At 49.5% G+C, this 16,740-nt stretch carries 16 protein-coding genes; 12 read left to right on the top strand and 4 right to left on the bottom strand.

The features are described 5' to 3' along the window. Positions 1–62 precede the first annotated feature (62 nt). Positions 63–674, top strand: coding sequence for a hypothetical protein (locus GWG06_RS16430; RefSeq protein WP_160714504.1), 612 nt, complete (start codon positions 63–65; stop codon positions 672–674). Positions 675–794: 120 nt separating this feature from the next. Here GWG06_RS16430 and GWG06_RS16425 read toward each other — a convergent pair whose 3' ends face one another. Then, positions 795–1,829 carry a 2-oxoacid:ferredoxin oxidoreductase subunit beta gene (locus GWG06_RS16425; protein ID WP_127039470.1) on the bottom strand — a complete coding sequence of 345 codons (1,035 nt, stop codon included), beginning with the start codon at positions 1,827–1,829 and terminating at the stop codon, positions 795–797. 63 nt (positions 1,830–1,892) lie between these two features. Continuing rightward, a complete protein-coding gene (locus GWG06_RS16420) occupies positions 1,893–2,237 on the bottom strand; it encodes a carboxymuconolactone decarboxylase family protein (protein ID WP_127039467.1) in 345 nt (114 codons plus the stop codon). A 234-nt stretch (positions 2,238–2,471) separates the two neighbouring features. Between GWG06_RS16420 and GWG06_RS16415 the strand changes: the two genes are divergently transcribed. After that, positions 2,472–4,688, top strand: a complete 2,217-nt coding sequence (locus GWG06_RS16415; protein WP_160714502.1) for a M28 family metallopeptidase — start codon at positions 2,472–2,474, stop codon at positions 4,686–4,688. A 112-nt stretch (positions 4,689–4,800) separates the two neighbouring features. On the opposite strand, the gene GWG06_RS16410 is transcribed toward GWG06_RS16415, so the two are convergent. Further along, complete coding sequence (locus tag GWG06_RS16410; RefSeq protein ID WP_160714500.1) at positions 4,801–6,546, bottom strand: N-acetylmuramoyl-L-alanine amidase; 1,746 nt, start codon at positions 6,544–6,546, stop codon at positions 4,801–4,803. Positions 6,547–6,715: 169 nt separating this feature from the next. Further along, positions 6,716–8,515 carry an acyl-CoA dehydrogenase family protein gene (locus tag GWG06_RS16405; RefSeq protein WP_160714498.1) on the bottom strand — a complete coding sequence of 600 codons (1,800 nt, stop codon included), beginning with the start codon at positions 8,513–8,515 and terminating at the stop codon, positions 6,716–6,718. Positions 8,516–8,700: 185 nt separating this feature from the next. Here GWG06_RS16405 and GWG06_RS16400 point away from each other — a divergent pair, with 185 nt between their 5' ends. From GWG06_RS16400 to GWG06_RS16355, 10 genes are all read left to right on the top strand, one after another. Then, a complete protein-coding gene (locus tag GWG06_RS16400; protein WP_127041526.1) occupies positions 8,701–9,501 on the top strand; it encodes an alpha/beta fold hydrolase in 801 nt (266 codons plus the stop codon). Positions 9,502–9,507: 6 nt separating this feature from the next. Beyond that, positions 9,508–10,650, top strand: coding sequence for a glycosyltransferase (locus GWG06_RS16395; RefSeq protein ID WP_160714496.1), 1,143 nt, complete (start codon positions 9,508–9,510; stop codon positions 10,648–10,650). 12 nt (positions 10,651–10,662) lie between these two features. After that, positions 10,663–11,793: an ABC transporter permease gene (locus tag GWG06_RS16390; RefSeq protein ID WP_235938382.1), complete on the top strand. Its 1,131-nt coding sequence runs from the start codon at positions 10,663–10,665 to the stop codon at positions 11,791–11,793. A 48-nt stretch (positions 11,794–11,841) separates the two neighbouring features. Beyond that, a complete protein-coding gene (locus GWG06_RS16385) occupies positions 11,842–12,279 on the top strand; it encodes a hypothetical protein (RefSeq protein WP_127041532.1) in 438 nt (145 codons plus the stop codon). Between the two features lie 188 nt (positions 12,280–12,467). After that, positions 12,468–13,556, top strand: a complete 1,089-nt coding sequence (locus tag GWG06_RS16380; RefSeq protein ID WP_160714494.1) for a glycosyltransferase — start codon at positions 12,468–12,470, stop codon at positions 13,554–13,556. Positions 13,557–13,605: 49 nt separating this feature from the next. Further along, positions 13,606–13,953, top strand: a complete 348-nt coding sequence (gldC, locus tag GWG06_RS16375) for a gliding motility protein GldC (RefSeq protein ID WP_127041536.1) — start codon at positions 13,606–13,608, stop codon at positions 13,951–13,953. A gap of 18 nt (positions 13,954–13,971) precedes the next feature. Beyond that, complete coding sequence (locus tag GWG06_RS16370; protein ID WP_160714492.1) at positions 13,972–14,421, top strand: GatB/YqeY domain-containing protein; 450 nt, start codon at positions 13,972–13,974, stop codon at positions 14,419–14,421. Positions 14,422–14,478: 57 nt separating this feature from the next. Then, positions 14,479–15,021: a CvpA family protein gene (locus tag GWG06_RS16365; RefSeq protein ID WP_127041540.1), complete on the top strand. Its 543-nt coding sequence runs from the start codon at positions 14,479–14,481 to the stop codon at positions 15,019–15,021. A gap of 71 nt (positions 15,022–15,092) precedes the next feature. After that, positions 15,093–15,866 carry an alpha/beta fold hydrolase gene (locus GWG06_RS16360; protein WP_127041542.1) on the top strand — a complete coding sequence of 258 codons (774 nt, stop codon included), beginning with the start codon at positions 15,093–15,095 and terminating at the stop codon, positions 15,864–15,866. Between the two features lie 116 nt (positions 15,867–15,982). Beyond that, positions 15,983–16,645, top strand: a complete 663-nt coding sequence (locus GWG06_RS16355; protein ID WP_127041544.1) for a CBS domain-containing protein — start codon at positions 15,983–15,985, stop codon at positions 16,643–16,645. Positions 16,646–16,740 lie beyond the last annotated feature (95 nt).

Below are 16,740 nucleotides of genomic sequence, written 5' to 3'. Positions count from 1 at the left end.
TTTTACAGCCGGATAGGGGCCAACCTACGTTCCGGCCGTCATTAATTGCAAACGGAGAAAATATGAAACAGTTATTCACAACAATGCTGCTCCTGGCTGCAATAGGTGCATTCGCGCAGTCAGGCAGTAATCTTACCAGGAAGAACACAGTAGGTGGTTATGGTGCATTACATACAGGTATTACGGCTATCGGCGGCCATGCCTCTTTAATGGCAGGTGGTTACGGCGGGGTGTTGCTCGACAGGAAATATATGCTGGGACTGGGTTTGAACGCCATGGGAAATATGATTAAAAAGCAGCACGATGGCCTGGACCGTAACTGGCATATGTGGTACACCGGCCTGGCTTTTGAATACACACACCAGACAGATAAAAAATTTCACTGGTCTGCCGGCGCACTTGTGGGTGGTGGTAACCTCACAGAAAGAATGCCCTGGAACTGGGGTAAAGACTGGGAAGAGCTGCATAACTGGAATGAAGACAGGGTGGTATCCAACTACGGTTTCTATGCCATAGAACCTTTTGTAAACCTGGAAATGAACCTGAACAAACACATGCGCCTGTTCGCATCCGGCAAATACCGCCGCGTTTTCGGCTCCGGCAGCGATGTGCTGACCGACAGCAAATTGAGTTCCCCCACCTTCTCTATCGGTATCAAAGCCGGCAAATTCTGATTCATTTTATTATTTGGTTATTTGAGATGTTGTTATTTGTTATAAATAAAGAAGCCCTCCGGACTTACCAGAGGGCTTCTTTATTTGAGAGAAAATCTCAAATAATTAAATAATAAAATTTTACTTGATGGTCCAGGTTTCATTGCCGGCAAACAACTTATCAAGATCGCCATTTCCCTTTCTGGTAATGGCTTCTGTGAGTTGGGCGGCCATGATTTCCTCGTAGGTGGAACGCTGCACCTGGTAGAATACGCCGAAAGGACGCGGGAAGTGGCCTTCAATGCGTGGATCGTCGAACAGGCGGGTGAGGAGCTGCCCTTTATGGAAATCATTTTCATCATGAATCCAGAGGTCGGCGGCACTGTATTCGCTGCCCAGTTCTACTACTACCGGTTTCAGGCCATCGAGGCGGATACCTTTATTTTTGGCGGCGCCGAAAACCAGCGGCTGTCCTTGTTCTACGAACAGGGTTTCATCTGCCTTGCTGGATTTTTCCGTGAAGGCTTCAAAAGCGCCGTCATTGAAGATGTTACAGTTCTGGTAAATTTCCAGGAAAGAAGCGCCTTTGTGGGCGTGGCTGCGTTTCAGCATTTCCTGCAGGTGCTTCGGATCGCGGTCCATACTACGGGCAATGAAAGTGGCATCCGCTCCCAGCGCCAGTGCCATCGGGTTGAACGGATGGTCAATAGAGCCCATTGGCGTGGATTTGGTCACCTTGTTTTCCTCGGAAGTAGGAGAGTACTGCCCTTTTGTTAAACCATAGATCTGGTTATTGAACAGCATGATATTCACGTCGAAATTACGGCGCAGCAGGTGAATGGTGTGGTTACCACCGATAGACAATCCGTCGCCGTCGCCGGTAACTATCCACACGCTCAGTTCGGGGCGGGTGGCTTTCAGTCCGGATGCAATGGCCGTAGCGCGGCCGTGAATCGAGTGCATGCCATAGGTGTTCATGTAGTACGGAAAGCGCGAAGAGCAGCCGATTCCGGAAACGATCACGATATTTTCGCGGGGAATACCCAGCGATGGCATAATAGTTTGTACCTGTTTAAGTATAGAGTAGTCGCCGCAGCCAGGGCACCAGCGAACTTCCTGGTCCGTTGCAAAGTCTTTTGCGGTTAAAGTCTGCGGAGCTATAGTTGCTGTTGACATTTATATGGAATTAGAATATTTAGATTGTGTGTAAAGTTACGACAGATACCTGTAAATCGGGTATCACTGAGCCTGTAATTCTTCCCAGAATTCTGCCGCCCTGCGCGTGTGGGGTATTACAATAGTGCCGCCTACAATGTTGGCCACGGCAAATATTTCATACATCTCCTCTGTATTAATACCCTGCTCATGGCACTTCTCCAGGTGGTATTTGATGCAATCATCACAACGCAATACCATGGAAGCCACCAGCCCCAGCATTTCCTTTGTTTTGGTACTCAGCGCGCCTTCGGCGTAAGTATTGGTGTCCAGGTTAAACAGGCGGTTAATTACCTTGTTCTGCTTACCCAGTATCACTTCGTTCATCTTAGCACGATAATCGTTAAACTCCTGAATCGCATTTGCCATATGATCGTCTTTAGATTGTTATTTTATAGTTTCACAGGGATAAAGCTATGAAAGTGTTTACAAATATAGATTAATCTACTGGTTAAGTAGACTGTTTGCCCTATAACCTGTAATTATGGATCATAACCAAAAGTTATCTTTCAAAATATATGCAGAAAAAAGTCTATTGATGTGGTAGACTATTTGTATCTTGTTCATATATACCAACTTTCAACCAACATATCTGCTCCTCTTATGACAACAACTTATTTTACCCGCCTGCTGGCCATCAGCCTGTGCCTCAGCGGGGCAGTCACCGCCCAGGAAAAGAAACTGCTGGGATACCCGGAAAATGAGGCGGCACAGCAACTACAGCTGGAAGACCGGTTCAACAAAAAGCTCAGCAGCGTCCACATCGGCGAAACCATCAGATCACTTTCTTCCAGGCCTCACCATGTAGGCTCCGCCAGAGGTAAAGCCGTTGCGGAAGATATCCTGCAGCGCTTCAAAAGCTATGGCTGGGATGCGGAAATAGTAACCTACCAGGTACTGTTCCCCACACCCAAGGAAAGGGTGCTGGAACTTACCGGCCCCGTTTCCTATAAAGCTGTACTCAAGGAACCGGCCCTGAAAGAAGACGCCACCTCCGGCCAGGAAGGCCAGCTGCCTACCTACAACTGCTGGAGCGCAGACGGCGACGTGAGCGGAGAGCTGGTATTTGTGAACTACGGCCTCCCGGATGATTACGAATACCTGGCCCGTGCGGGCGTTGATGTGAGAGGGAAGATCGTCATCGCCAAATACGGCCGCTCCTGGCGTGGTATCAAACCCAAAGTAGCCCAGGAACACGGCGCCATCGGATGTATCATCTACTCCGATCCCAAAGATGACGGCTACTATAACGGTGACGTATATCCGCAAGGCGCGTTTAAAAATGAATACGGCGTGCAGCGCGGCTCCGTTATGGATATGGTTATATATCCCGGTGATCCGCTCACCCCGGATATCGGCGCTACTGCCGCCGCTAAGCGGCTCGACCGGCAGGCGGCTACCAACCTGCTCAAAATACCGGTATTGCCCATCAGCTACCACGACGCAGCACCGCTGCTCCGTGCGCTGGATGGCCCGGTAGTACCGGAAGACTGGCGCGGGGCGCTGCCTTTCACCTATCACATCGGTCCCGGTAAAGCTAAAGTACACCTGAAATTGTCCTTCGACTGGCAGATACGGCCCTGCTACGATGTAATCGCCAAGCTGAAAGGCCGTGAACTGCCCGACCAGTGGGTGATACGTGGTAATCACCACGATGCCTGGGTTAACGGCGCCGCTGACCCTATCAGCGGCCTGGCAGCCCTGCTGGAAGAAGCCAAAGCGATCGGTGAACTGGCCAGGGAAGGTTACAAACCCCGCCGTACCCTGGTTTACTGCGCCTGGGACGCGGAAGAACCCGGCCTCCTCGGCTCTACGGAATGGGTGGAAGACCATGCCACCGAACTCCGTGAGAAAGCGGTAGTATACATCAACTCCGATAGCAACGGCCGCGGATTCCTCTATGCCAGCGGCTCTCATGCCCTTGAAACCCTCGTGAATGAAGTAGCCCGCGATATTACTGATCCGCAGACACAAGTCAGCATCCTGGCCCGCAAACAGGCCGCAGACATGGTACGCGCCACTACCCCTAAACTGAAAAAGGAAAAACTGGCCCGCCAGACAATCAATATCAACGCTATGGGCTCCGGCTCCGACTATTCTTCCTTCCTGCAGCACCTGGGCGTGCCTTCCCTGGATTTTGGCTTTGGTGGAGAAGACGCCGGCGGAGAATACCACTCCATCTACGATTCCTACGATGACTATACCCGGTTTAAAGACCCCGGATTTCATTACGGCGTAACCCTCTCACAAACAGCCGGACATACTGCATTGCGTATAGCCGACGCCGTTACACTGCCTTTCGACTTCCGCAGATTGTATGAAACAGCCAGCGGCTACGTCAGCGAACTGACGGAATTGACGGCTAATATGCGGGAAGCAACGGCTATCGAAAATCAGCTGGTGAAAGAACGTAAGTACCTCCTGGCAGCAGATACTGCCAAACGCCTGCAACCGCCGGCACTGAAAGATCCGGTTCCCTACATAGACTTCTCTCCCCTGCAGAATGCCCTGATAACACTGGACACCATCACGCAGGCCCTCACCGCCGGTAAAATTATTGCGGACAAACTACAGGTCAACAAAGCATTTTACCTCGCGGAGCAACAGCTCCTGAATGAAAAAGGGCTGCCCTCCCGCCCCTGGTATAAACACACCCTGTATGCTCCCGGATTTTATACCGGCTATGGCGTGAAAACAATACCCGGCGTTCGGGAAGCCATCGAACAACGCCGCTGGACAGAAGCCACGGAACAGATACAATCCGCCGCTGCTGCCCTCAACCGGCTGGCTGCCCATCTCCGCACAATCGTAAATATTTAGTTATTTGATTATTTGAGATTTGGTTATTTAAAATGCAGCGGAGATCTAAGCAAATTATTACGCTCAGATCTCCGCTGCATTTTAAATAACCAAATCTCAAATAATCAAATAATTAAATATTGGTTATCCATTTCAGGTAGTCTTTCAGGCCCAGGACAATTTTATTGGCTATTTCCTGCTGGAATGCGGGGTTTAATATTTTTTCTTCATCGCCGGGGTTGCTGAGGAATAGTGTTTCTATCAATGCATCGGGAAATTCGATCGGGTTATTGAGGATGAAGTTAAAGCCGGAATTATTACCGAAATCCCGCAGGCCCGTTTCCACCAGACGTTTGTGTATGGCGGCATTCAATGGCTCGCAGAAGGGCCATTTGTAGTAGGTGGCTGTACCAAAGGCATCTACCGGGTTGGCGGATGAATTTAAATGTACACTCAGCAGTATATCCGGATTGGAGCGGCGGAAGAGCGAGAGGCGGTCTTCGTTGGCAACAAACTTTTCTGTGGTTCGGGTCATGATGACGGTGGCGCCTTCATTTTCCAGTGCTGTTTTCAGCAGCAGGGAGAGCCGGAGCGTCAGTTCTTTTTCATATACGCCGGTTAGTCCGGCTGCGCCCGGATTTCCGCCTCCATGACCGGCATCCAGGCCAATTACCAGTTTGCTGAGCGACAGCTTTTCCGGAACGCGTTTAACCTTTACCGTTATACGGTTGCCTTCATAGTATATCTGATAACCCCAGGGCGCATGTTTCAGGGAGATGACCATCCGGAAAACATCATGCGAGGGCTGTCCCCAGGCTACGGCCGTAATTTCCCTGGTGCCCTGCAGCAATGCATTAACTCCCTGTTCTGCATAGGCGCCGTGGATATCGACAATCAGTTTGCCGGGAGACACCTGTTGGGTGGTAGTATACGGCAGTTTGTCAGATAAGGCTACTGATACATAGTCAGCCTGCTCATCGCCCCATACTTTGGCATCAGATACAATGCTGACAGGTGGTGCTTCCTGCGGAATATCAGTATCTACCAGTGGCTCAGGTATAAAAGCCGACATCCTGGAAGACAATCTCACTTTGTAGTAATCGCCTTGTCTGCCTGTAATATGCAGTAATACATCCTTATCCAGAAACCCTATTTTTTCCGGGCCCAGGCGGTCGCCCTCCGGGCTGGAGGTAAGGTAGGTCATGTTATCTATCGTACGTCCGGTAAGCGGTGTTTCATTGTGCATTACCTTGTACCGGTAAGGGCTGTAGAGGGAGGTGGTTTCTCCGTTGCTGTTACGCAGCTGCACACGCAGGCGGCTATTCAGCAGGGAGTCTTTAGGTTGTATAACATAGCTGCCGCCGTAGTATCCGGCAACGCCGCTGTTCTGCGATGCAGGCAGTTCGCGCAGAGGTATGTTTTCGAACCAGGAGGCCTGTGCGCCGGGAAAGCCTTTCATACGGATATACAGCGTATCGCCGGTGCTGAGTTCCAGGTTCCCTTTGGGCCTGATTTCTATAAAGTCTATGCGGAAGGCAGTAGTAGCCCTGGGGGTGGGAGACGGTGCATAATACCAGACAACATTCTTCGTATATGTTTCTCCGTTAGCATCCGTAGCGGTAATGCTGAATGCATTTCTGCCTTCAGACAAATCTTTTCTGACTGCAAAGGTGCCGGTGCTGTAAACGCGTACACTGTCATTATTGATGGTAACACTGCAGCCGGCACAGGTGCGGCCGGCAATAAACTGTCTGGGGTTACTGACATTGCTCTGTTCCCGTGAGGGCTGGCTAAGCCTGATGAAAGCCTGCCCGCTTACCCAACGGGGAATAACAACAATGAACAATATACTGACTAAAACTATAACTGATCGATTCATATCCCGTCGAAATCTTGTAAAGATAGGAAGGGAAACAGGAACAGCGATTTCGATTTTCTTATTTGGTTATTTGAGATTTAATTATTTAAAATGCAGCAAACATCTACGCATAGATCTTTGCTGCATTTTAAATAATTAAATCTCAAATAACCAAATAAGAAAATAACACCTACCAGGTGTATTTGTTTTCCGCAATCAGTTTGTCCGCAATTCTTCTGCGGGCTTCTTTTGCGTTGAAGGGTTCTGCTTTGGTGAAGCGTTTGAGGCCGAGGAGCATCATACGTTGTTCATCGCCTTCTGCGAAGGCGTTGATGGCGTCTTTACCGGATTTGTTGATACGGTCGGCAGCATCGTAGAGATAGGTGCGAACGATATCAGCCTGGAGGGCTGCGGAGGCTTCGCCTTTGCTGTTGCTCAGTTTGATGAGACGCAGCAGGGCGCTTTCGGCAACAAATGTTTCAATAGCCATATCGGCGATGTCCATGAGTACTTCCTGTTCTGTTTCCAGTTTCATCATGAGTTTCTGAGCGGCGGCGCCGGCAGTCATGAGGATCGCTTTTTTGAAGTTGGCGATCAGCTTTTTCTCTTTGCTGAAGGCGGTTTCATCATCGCTGCCGAAGTCGGGGATACTCATGAGTTCCTTCATCACGTTCATGGCGGGCGTCATGAGGTCCAGTTTTCCTTTCATGGCGCGTTTCAGCGTCATGTCGAGGGTGAGCAGGCGGTTAATTTCGTTGGTACCTTCAAAGATGCGGTTGATGCGGGAGTCGCGGTAAGCCTTGGAGATGATGTATTCATCGCTGAAGCCGTTGCCACCGTGTATCTGTACGCCTTCATCCACTACATAATCCAGAACTTCCGAGCCGTTTACCTTCAGGATGGCGCATTCCACCGCATATTCCTCTGCTGCGCCGAGCAATGCCTCGTTGAAGGGTTTGCCGGCAGCGAACAGTTCTTTTTCTTTTTCATCGATCAGCTGTGCGGTACGGAACAGCGCTGATTCGGAGGTCCAGGTACGGATAGCCATTTCTGCCAGCTTGTATTTGATAGCGCCGAAGTTGGCGATGGGTTGTTTAAACTGCTGGCGGGTATTGGCGTATTGTACGGAGGTGGTAATACATTTTTTGGCGGCGCCCAATGCGGCAGCACAGAGTTTCAGGCGGCCTATGTTGAGGATGTTGAAGGCAATGAGGTGACCTTTGCCGATAACGCCCAATACATTTTCTGCAGGGATTTTAGCATCCTGGAAATAGATCTGGCGGGTAGAGGAGCCTTTGATGCCCATCTTATGTTCTTCCGCGCCGAGGGTAAAACCGGGAGTGCCTTTTTCTACGATGAAGGCGGTGAATTTATCTTTATCGCCGTCTATTTTTGCGAATACGGTAAATACGTCTGCAAATCCGGAGTTGGTGATCCAGCTTTTCTGGCCGTTGAGTAAATAGTGTTTGCCGTCTTCTGTAAGTTTGGCGGTAGTTCTGGCGCCGAGGGCGTCGGAACCTGAATCCGGTTCGGTGAGGGCATAGGCGCCTTTCATTTCGCCGGTAGCGAGTTTTGGAATATATTTCTGTTTCTGTTCTTCAGTTCCGAAATACAGGATGGGCAGGGAGCCGATACCGGTATGTGCGGCCATGGCTACAGAAAAGGAGTGGCCTGCGCCGAGTCCTTCGTTGATAATGGTCGCTGTTACGAAATCCTTGCCCAGGCCGCCGTATTCTTCAGGGAAGGCAGCGCCCAGCAGCCCCTGCTCGCCTGCCTTTTCCAGCAGGGAAGGCATCAGTCCTTCTTCCAGTTTATCGATGCGTTCAACGACCGGGGTAACTTCTTTGCTGATAAACTGATCAGCCATGTCTTTAATCATCAACTGCTCTTCAGAAAAGTCTTCGGGAGTAAACACTTCTTCAGGAGCAGTTTCTTTTACAAGAAACTCTGCACCCTTCAGTGCAGCCTTATTTTCAACTGTTGCGTCCATGTTACTGAATTTTTGGTAGTTCTGTAATTTACCGAATTAATTATGAATTCTGATCGGCCCGGGGGATGATTCTCGTCATTCTTCTGCCGGAAAAAATCTTTTAACAGATTTTTAGTGATTATCCGCCCTGAGATACGGTTACATTCGTAATTCGTTATAATTTTCACTATCATTGTCCCCCCTTTATGAATGATTTTTACCTGCCATATTTACAAAGCCGCTTCCATGGTATCAGCTATGGTACAGGGAGTCAGTTACTTATCTGTTTGCATGGCTTTGGTGAAACTGCGGCGAGCTTCGCTCCGCTGGAAGAAGGGCTGGGAGATACGTTCACGGTTGTTGCGCTGGATATGCCGCTGCATGGCCTTACCCAATGGCAGGAACAGCGGGTGTTTGAGAAAAATGACCTGCAGCAGCTGATCTCACTGGTATTACAGCACTTCGGGAAAGACCGGTTCTCGCTGCTCGGATACAGTATGGGAGGGCGGCTGGCACTGTGCCTGACGGAAACAATGGCAGACCGTATCAATCATCTGCTGATGCTGGCCGGCGACGGCCTCCGCAACAATCCCTGGCATATGTTCGTTACCCAAACCACCGTCGGAAATAAGCTGTTTAAATATAATACTTATCATCCCCGGTTATTTTTCTTCCTGCTGAAAACATGGAGAAAAGCCGGATTCCTTAACCAGAGCATCTTCCGGTTTGTACAGAACAGAATGGACCAGCCGAAAAAAAGAGAACAGGTATATCATATCTGGACCATGATGCGGAAAATGATGCCGGATAAAAAGCGCTGCAAACAATTATTGCACCGGTATAACGTTCAGACATTGCTGATATTCGGAAAGTATGACCGCGTGATTCCCCCGGTGCTGGGAGAACGTTTCGCAGACGGTTCCTTCCCCTGCAACATACTGATCCTGGAAAGAGGCCATCAGCTTATAACACCACAGACAGGCTTCATTATTAAAACTAATCTTTAAACCCGGATGTATTTTTTTCTTATAATAGTAATTGCGCTGGCACTGGGATACGGTGTACTGATGCTGTGGTACAGCCTGGGCTGGAAAAAATTACCGGTGTTCCCGGCAGCGATCCACTCCGGCGGCAGCACAAAGGTTACCGTCATCATTCCCGCACGCAACGAAGCCGGCAACCTGCCCGCCCTGCTGAAAGCGCTGCAGGCACAGACCTATCCTGCGGATATGCTCGAAGTGATTGTAATCGATGATTTTTCTACAGACGATACAGCCGCAGTAGTAATAGCATCGGGCGCCGCCAATATTCACCTGCTGCAGCTGAAAGACCACCTGAGCGCTACCGAGCGGCTCAATTCCTACAAAAAGAAGGCGATTGAAATAGCAGTGGCACAGGCTACCGGTCAGCTGATTGTGACCACAGATGCAGACTGCGTGATGGGCCCGCGCTGGATAGAAGTAATGGTACAGTTTTATGAAAAACGCCGCCCTAAATTTATTGCTGCCCCCGTGAGCTTCTACAAGGAGCACAACTTCTTCAGGAAATTACAGTCGCTGGATTTTATGACCATGCAGGGCATTACCGGCGCTGCTGCCTGGCTCCGCGCCGGCGCTATGTGCAACGGCGCCAATCTGGCCTACGAACGCGAAGCCTTTTATGAGGTCGGCGGATTTTCAGGTATCGATAATATTGCTTCGGGAGATGATATGCTGCTGATGTATAAAATTTACAGCGCTTACCCCGACCGGGTGATGTACCTGAAAAATGAAGAAGTTATCGTACGTACGTTACCGGTAGATACCCTGAAAGACTTCATGAACCAGCGTATCCGCTGGTCGTCCAAAGCCGATAAATATGACGACAAACGTATCACCTGGGTGCTGCTGCTGGTGTACCTGTTCAATGTAGGGATGTTGATAACGGGTATCATTGCCCTGGTGCATCCTGCCTGGTGGCCGGCATTCCTGATCCTGCTCCTGTTCAAGGTGACGCTGGAATTATATTTTCTTATACCCGTAGCGCGCTTTTTCCATAAAACGGAGCTGTTGCTCTGGTTTATACCCGGACAGTTATTTCATATTCCTTATATTGTTATTGCCGGCTGGCTGGGAAAATTCGGAAGTTATCAGTGGAAGGGCCGGCAGGTAAACTAAAATCTGTTTCAGTTGTCTGATCTTCAATCTGCCTGGAAACGGCTGCAAAAAAACAAAGGCGCTATAGCGGGGCTGGTGGTGATTACCATAGCGGTATTCATCAGCATCACGGCTTATCTCATTGCGCCGGACAATACCCCCGATGCCAACCGCATGGTGCTGGAGGTGGAAGGGCAGCGGCCGGGTTTTCGTATACACATGCTGGCTGTAAAGAAGGAACAGCCGGTAGCGCAGGTGTCATTTTTCCGCCGGCTGCTGTACGGGCAGGAGTCTGACGTAACGTGGACGCCTGTACGTTCCTGGCAGTTTAAGGATAGTATGCTGGTAGTACAGCGTTATGTAGATGAAACGACCAGCAGGGAAGAAAAATATTATCTGGAAGATATCTGGTACGGAAGAAGGCAAGCCGTGTCTGCACCGATGACGCAACTGCAGGAGCAGATTTCCCGGCATCGCATTTTCCCGGTCACCTACTGGCTGGGGACTGATAAGTTTGGCCGCGATATTCTGAGCCGCCTGCTGGTAGGCTCACGTGTGAGCCTGGGGGTGGGATGTATTGCGGTAATTATCTCCCTGAGCATCGGGGTGCTGATGGGCGCGCTGGCAGGCTATTTCAAAGGTGCTACCGACGAAGCCGTGATGTGGCTGGTGAATGTTATCTGGTCCATGCCGGCACTGCTGCTGGTATTTGCGCTGACGCTGGCGCTGGGAAAAGGTTTCTGGCAGGTGTTCATTGCCGTAGGGCTCACATTATGGGTGGGCGTAGCCCGTATCATCCGCGGACAGATCCTGGGACTGCGGGAACTGGAGTTTGTAGAAGCCGCAAGAGCACTGGGTTTCGGACATGCAAGAATTATTGTAAAACATATACTGCCCAATATACTGGGCCCGGTGATGGTGGTAGCAGCCGGTAACTTCGCCACCGCCATCGTGGTGGAGGCAGGCCTCAGCTTCCTGGGAGTGGGAGTGCAGCCGCCGCAACCTTCCTGGGGGCTGATGATCAAGGAAAACTACAATTTCATCATCACCCATAACCCTTTGCTGGCATTGGCTCCCGGCGTAGCCATCATGCTCCTGGTACTGGCTTTCAACCTGTTGGGCAATGGACTCCGCGACGCCCTGGACGTAAGAACTAAAATTTGATTTGCATATAAAAAAAATATAATTTTATTGCATCTCATACCTGGTCATATGTTATTGCAAAAACCTTTGTTCCTCTGTTTATTAGTGGCTGTAGCCGGTATCATGGCCTGCAGCAAGAAGAAAAATAGCGGCGATACGCCGCCGCCATCCCCTGTGGAAGAGGAAGTGCTGAAATTTGAGCTTTCCGGCGTCACCGCAGGCACAGCCAACGTAGCACTGGACAGCACCTTCACCTTTCAGGTAAAAATAATTTCAAAGGTCCCGGAAAAGGGCGTACGTGTGAAACTCAATGTAGTCACAGACCCTGCCGGCATACCACTGGCCCAGGACGCCATACCGGATGTAAAAACAGGCGCCTTCAATATCACACTGAAACACCTGAAAGAAGTTAAAACCTACAAGGTTACCATCACCCTCAGCTCCCTCGGCAATACCGCCAACATCAGCACCCCGCAGGAATTCCTTATTACGAATAAGTCCAGTTAATGTGGTTATTTGGTTATTTGAGATTTGGTTATTTGAAATGCAGCGGAGGTATAAGCGAATACAATTTCGCTAAGATCTCCGCTGCATTTCAAATAACCAAATCTCAAATAACCAAATGATTAAATAATTGTAGGTTTGCGGGCTGGCAAACGTTATAGTTTATGCAAATTGCTGTTAATGCCGCTTGTTTGAGAAAGGATATGCCTGCCGATACGGGGCAGGTGGTTACAGATATTATTATTGCCATGTGCCGGCAGCAGCCGGGACATCAGTTTGTGTTTTTCTTTGATGGGGAGGTGCCTGCCCGTCTTACTTTTCCGTCAAATGTGACCACTGTGGTGCTGCCTCCGAAAGGGAACAAGGCATGGCATCTGTACTGGTGGCTGGAATGGCAGTTGCCGCGGGCGATGAAGCCTTTCCGTCCGGATGTATATCTGGGGCTTGACGGGATGTTGCCATTGCGCAGTAAGATACCGGCAGTGCTGCTGATCCGCGACCTGTCTTTTCTGAAGGATGCAGGGCTGCAGCCTTACCGGCAGCAGCAGTTTATGAAGAAACATATTGCCCGTTATCTGGTACGTGCGCAGCGTATAGCCGTGCTGTCGGGTACAGCGGCCGATGAGTTGCAGCGCCTGTCGCCGGCGCTGGAATCAAAGGTAGCGCAGCTGGAAACGGGTGTCAGCAGGCTTTATCAGCCGCTGGAGTGGGAAGCGCGGGAAGCGGCCAAAAAAGAATTTTCAGGCGGAGTGGAATACTTCCTGGTAACGGGAAGCGTGCATCCGCGTAATAATATTATTCCGGTGTTCAAGGCTTTTTCCGCGTTGAAGAAGCGGCAGCGTACCAACCTGAAGCTGGTGATTGCCGGCCAGGCCGTAACGGCGGGCGCTGAAATACAGGCTGCACTGCAGAGCTTTAAGTTCCGCCAGGATGTGGTGATGCTGGAGAACCTGGATGAGGCTGCGCTGGCGCGGCTGACAGGAGCGGCCTATGCCGTTATTTATCCTGCCCGCTTTGATGGGCTGCCTTATCCGATCTATACCGCGCAACGCTGCAAAGTGCCTGTGATAGCGCTGGAAGGCGTAGCGGCAAGAGAGGCCGGCGGTGATACGGCGCTATATACGGATCCTGCCAATGTGGACGATCTGGCCGAAAAAATGAGCCTGCTTTATAAGGACGAGCAGCTGAGATCCAGGCTGCTGGCCATGGATTCCCCGGTTAAAACGCGTGACAGCTGGGAGCAGGCAGCCGAAGGATTATGGAGCGTCCTCGTTTCTTAGGACGGAAAATCCCTAAATGATAGTTATTTTTGCGCTTTAACAGAAAGATATGGGTAAAAAATCTACTATACAGATCGAAGTAGGTCTGGATGAAAATAAAGTACCGGAAACAATTGAATGGAGCGCCACCGATAATAAGGAAGAGCGTATGATTAAGGCAAAAGCCATGATGGTGGCCTTCTGGGACCATGCAGAAAAGGCAGCCCTGCGTATTGACCTGTGGACAAAAGACATGATGGTGGATGAAATGGCCGATTTCTTCTTTCAGACGATGATGACCATGGCAGATACCTACGCCAGGGCCACACAATACAAAGATCAGGCAGACGACCTGCGTGCCTTTGCGAAGGATTTCTTCAAGAAATTCCAGGAAAAACAAAATGCAGAAGCGAAATAATCCATTAAATGTAGCCATATGTCATTAGAAACAAATATCAACGCAGAGATCAAAACTGCGATGCTGGGTAAAAAAGAAGCTGACCTCCGCGCCCTCCGCGCTATCAAGGCTGCTATCCTGCTGGCCAAAACAGCAGAAGGCGGTAATGGTGAGCTGACTGAAGCAGATGAAACAAAGCTGTTACAGAAACTCGCCAAGCAGAGAAGGGACTCCCTGGAAATTTTCCGCCAGCAGAACCGGGAAGACCTGGCCGTGAAAGAAGAAGAGGAACTGGCTGTTATAGAGCGCTTCCTGCCTAAACAGATGGATGAGGCAGAACTGAAGGCTGCGCTGACAGACATCATCGCTGCCGTTGGCGCCAGCTCTCCTGCCGATATGGGCAAGGTGATGGGTGCCGCCACCAAACAACTGGCAGGTAAAGCAGATGGCAAAGCCATTTCAGCCATGGTGAAGGAACTTCTTAAATAGCAGGTCAGCTGTTGGCAGCCATGCTGCTGATAGCTGTCTTCTTAAAGCGTACCGCTATTGTCGATTGATATCATTTTCGCCATTATCATGGTGTTTGCCGTCTATAAAGGGTACAGCCGCGGGTTGATTGTGGCTGTTTTCTCTCTGGTGGCGGTTTTGCTGGGAATGGCAGTAGCCCTGAAGTTATCTGCCGCTTCCGCCCTGTTTGTACAGCAGCGTTGGGATATGCATTCCCGTTGGGTGCCGGTATTATGTTTTGTATGCCTGTTTGTAGGCGTGGTATTACTGGTGAGGCTGGGCGCCAGCGCTTTACAGAAGCTGGTAGAGCTGGTGATGATGGGCTGGCTGAATAAACTGGGAGGAATTGCACTGTACAGTGTGATATTTATAATAATTTACAGTGTAATACTGTGGGGGGCCAACCAGCTATATCTGCTGAGTCCTGAAACAAAACTGCAATCTGTAGTATATCCTTATATTGAAAACACTGGCCCGTGGGTAGTGCAGCACATGGGATCCTGGATGCCATTTTTTAAAGATATTTTTTCCCAGCTACAGTCGTTTTTTGAGAGGGCAGCAACACATATCCCGTCTGCTTAACTCATTTCAAACAGTATTTAGATTAATAAAAAGAATTATTTTAGCGTAAAATTGACTTTCAAGATTTGGCAATGGATTACGAAATCAAAACACAGGGTAAGTTTAGTTTCATAGAAGAAGGAGAAGGAGAACCACTTGTATTATTGCACGGACTTTTTGGTGCCTTGAGTAATTTCTCGCACATGATCGAATACTTCCGGCAATATAACAGGGTTGTGATACCGATGTTACCCCTGTATGATTTAAACATCCTGGAAACATCTGTAGGCGGGCTGGCTAAGTTTGTGCATAAGTTTATTGAGGCCAGAGGCTATAAAGACGTGCATCTGCTGGGCAATTCCCTCGGCGGTCATGTGGCATTGGTATACCTGCTCAAACATCCTGAAGCGCCCGTAAAGTCATTGATACTGACAGGCAGTTCCGGTTTGTTTGAAAACGGCATGGGCGAAACCTATCCTAAAAGAGGGGATTACGAATACATCCGTAAAAAGGCAGAACTTACTTTTTACGATCCGAAAATCGCTACCAAAGAACTGGTAGATGAGATGTTCGAAATCGTCAATAACCGGTTGAAGGTGATCAAAATCATCACCCTGGCAAAATCAGCTATCCGCCATAACCTGGGCGATGAACTCAAGGATATTAAACAACCTACACTCCTGATCTGGGGAAATAACGATACCGTAACTCCGCCTATGGTAGGAGAAGAATTCAAAAAACTGATACCTAATTCAGAACTGCAGTTTATTGACAAATGTGGTCATGCGCCTATGATGGAAGTTCCCGATGAGTTCAACAAAATCCTGCATGCCTTTCTGGAAAAGCTGAAAAATAATCCTGCCTGATAAGAGCTTCGGAGCCGCTGCTGACCGCCCTTTCCGGGTGCAGCCGTATTTCAGTGCCTGTAATTTCTTTTTCTGTTGGGAGATTCTTTGCTATTATTGTGTAAGAATACACGAAAATGATAGCCAGGGAACTCATATCTACAGTGCCTATTCTGCAGCCTTCGGATGCAGGAACCAGGGCGTTGCGGCTGATGAATGAATATCATCTGACGCAGCTCCCGATGGTGGTGGATAATAAGTATGCAGCACTGGTAGAAGAAGATCAGATCATGGATCTGGAAGATCCGGAAGCACTGCTGCAGTCTATCCAGTTCAACGGCGCCGCAAGGCCGGCTATCATGGAACAGGCGCACCTCTTCGAGGCGCTGAAGTTATTCTATGAATTTAAATTATCAGCGCTGCCCGTGGTAACCAAGGAGAATGAATACCTGGGTATTATCACAAAAGATAACCTGCTGGCAGCGCTGGCTCAATATAACGGCGCACGCGAAGCCGGCGGTATCCTGGCCCTGGAAATGGACCCGCGCGATTACAGCCTCAGCGAAATTGCACGTATCGCTGAATCCAATGATGTAACGCTGCTCAGCGTCAATACCATTACCGATGCGGCTACCGGCAAATTTGAAGTACTCCTCAAAACCAACCGGCAGGAACTCCACTCCCTCGTAGCTACCTACGAACGCTTCAACTACACCATCAAATACATCTTCTCCGAAGAACAGGAAGAAGACCTCCTCAAGAAAAATTATGATCTGCTGATGAACTATATCAGCATGTAATGATTATTTCACGATTTATTTTTGATTATCTTCCTACAGTTGTTTACCTTCCGTAGCAACAATCGTCAACTTAACTAAATCAGGAGAGAAGGGCC

The organism is Chitinophaga solisilvae (assembly GCF_009928525.1).
Classification (GTDB): Bacteria; Bacteroidota; Bacteroidia; order Chitinophagales; family Chitinophagaceae; genus Chitinophaga; species Chitinophaga solisilvae.
Note: the sequence above shows the minus strand (reverse complement) of the source record. Positions and strands in the feature narration are given on the sequence as shown.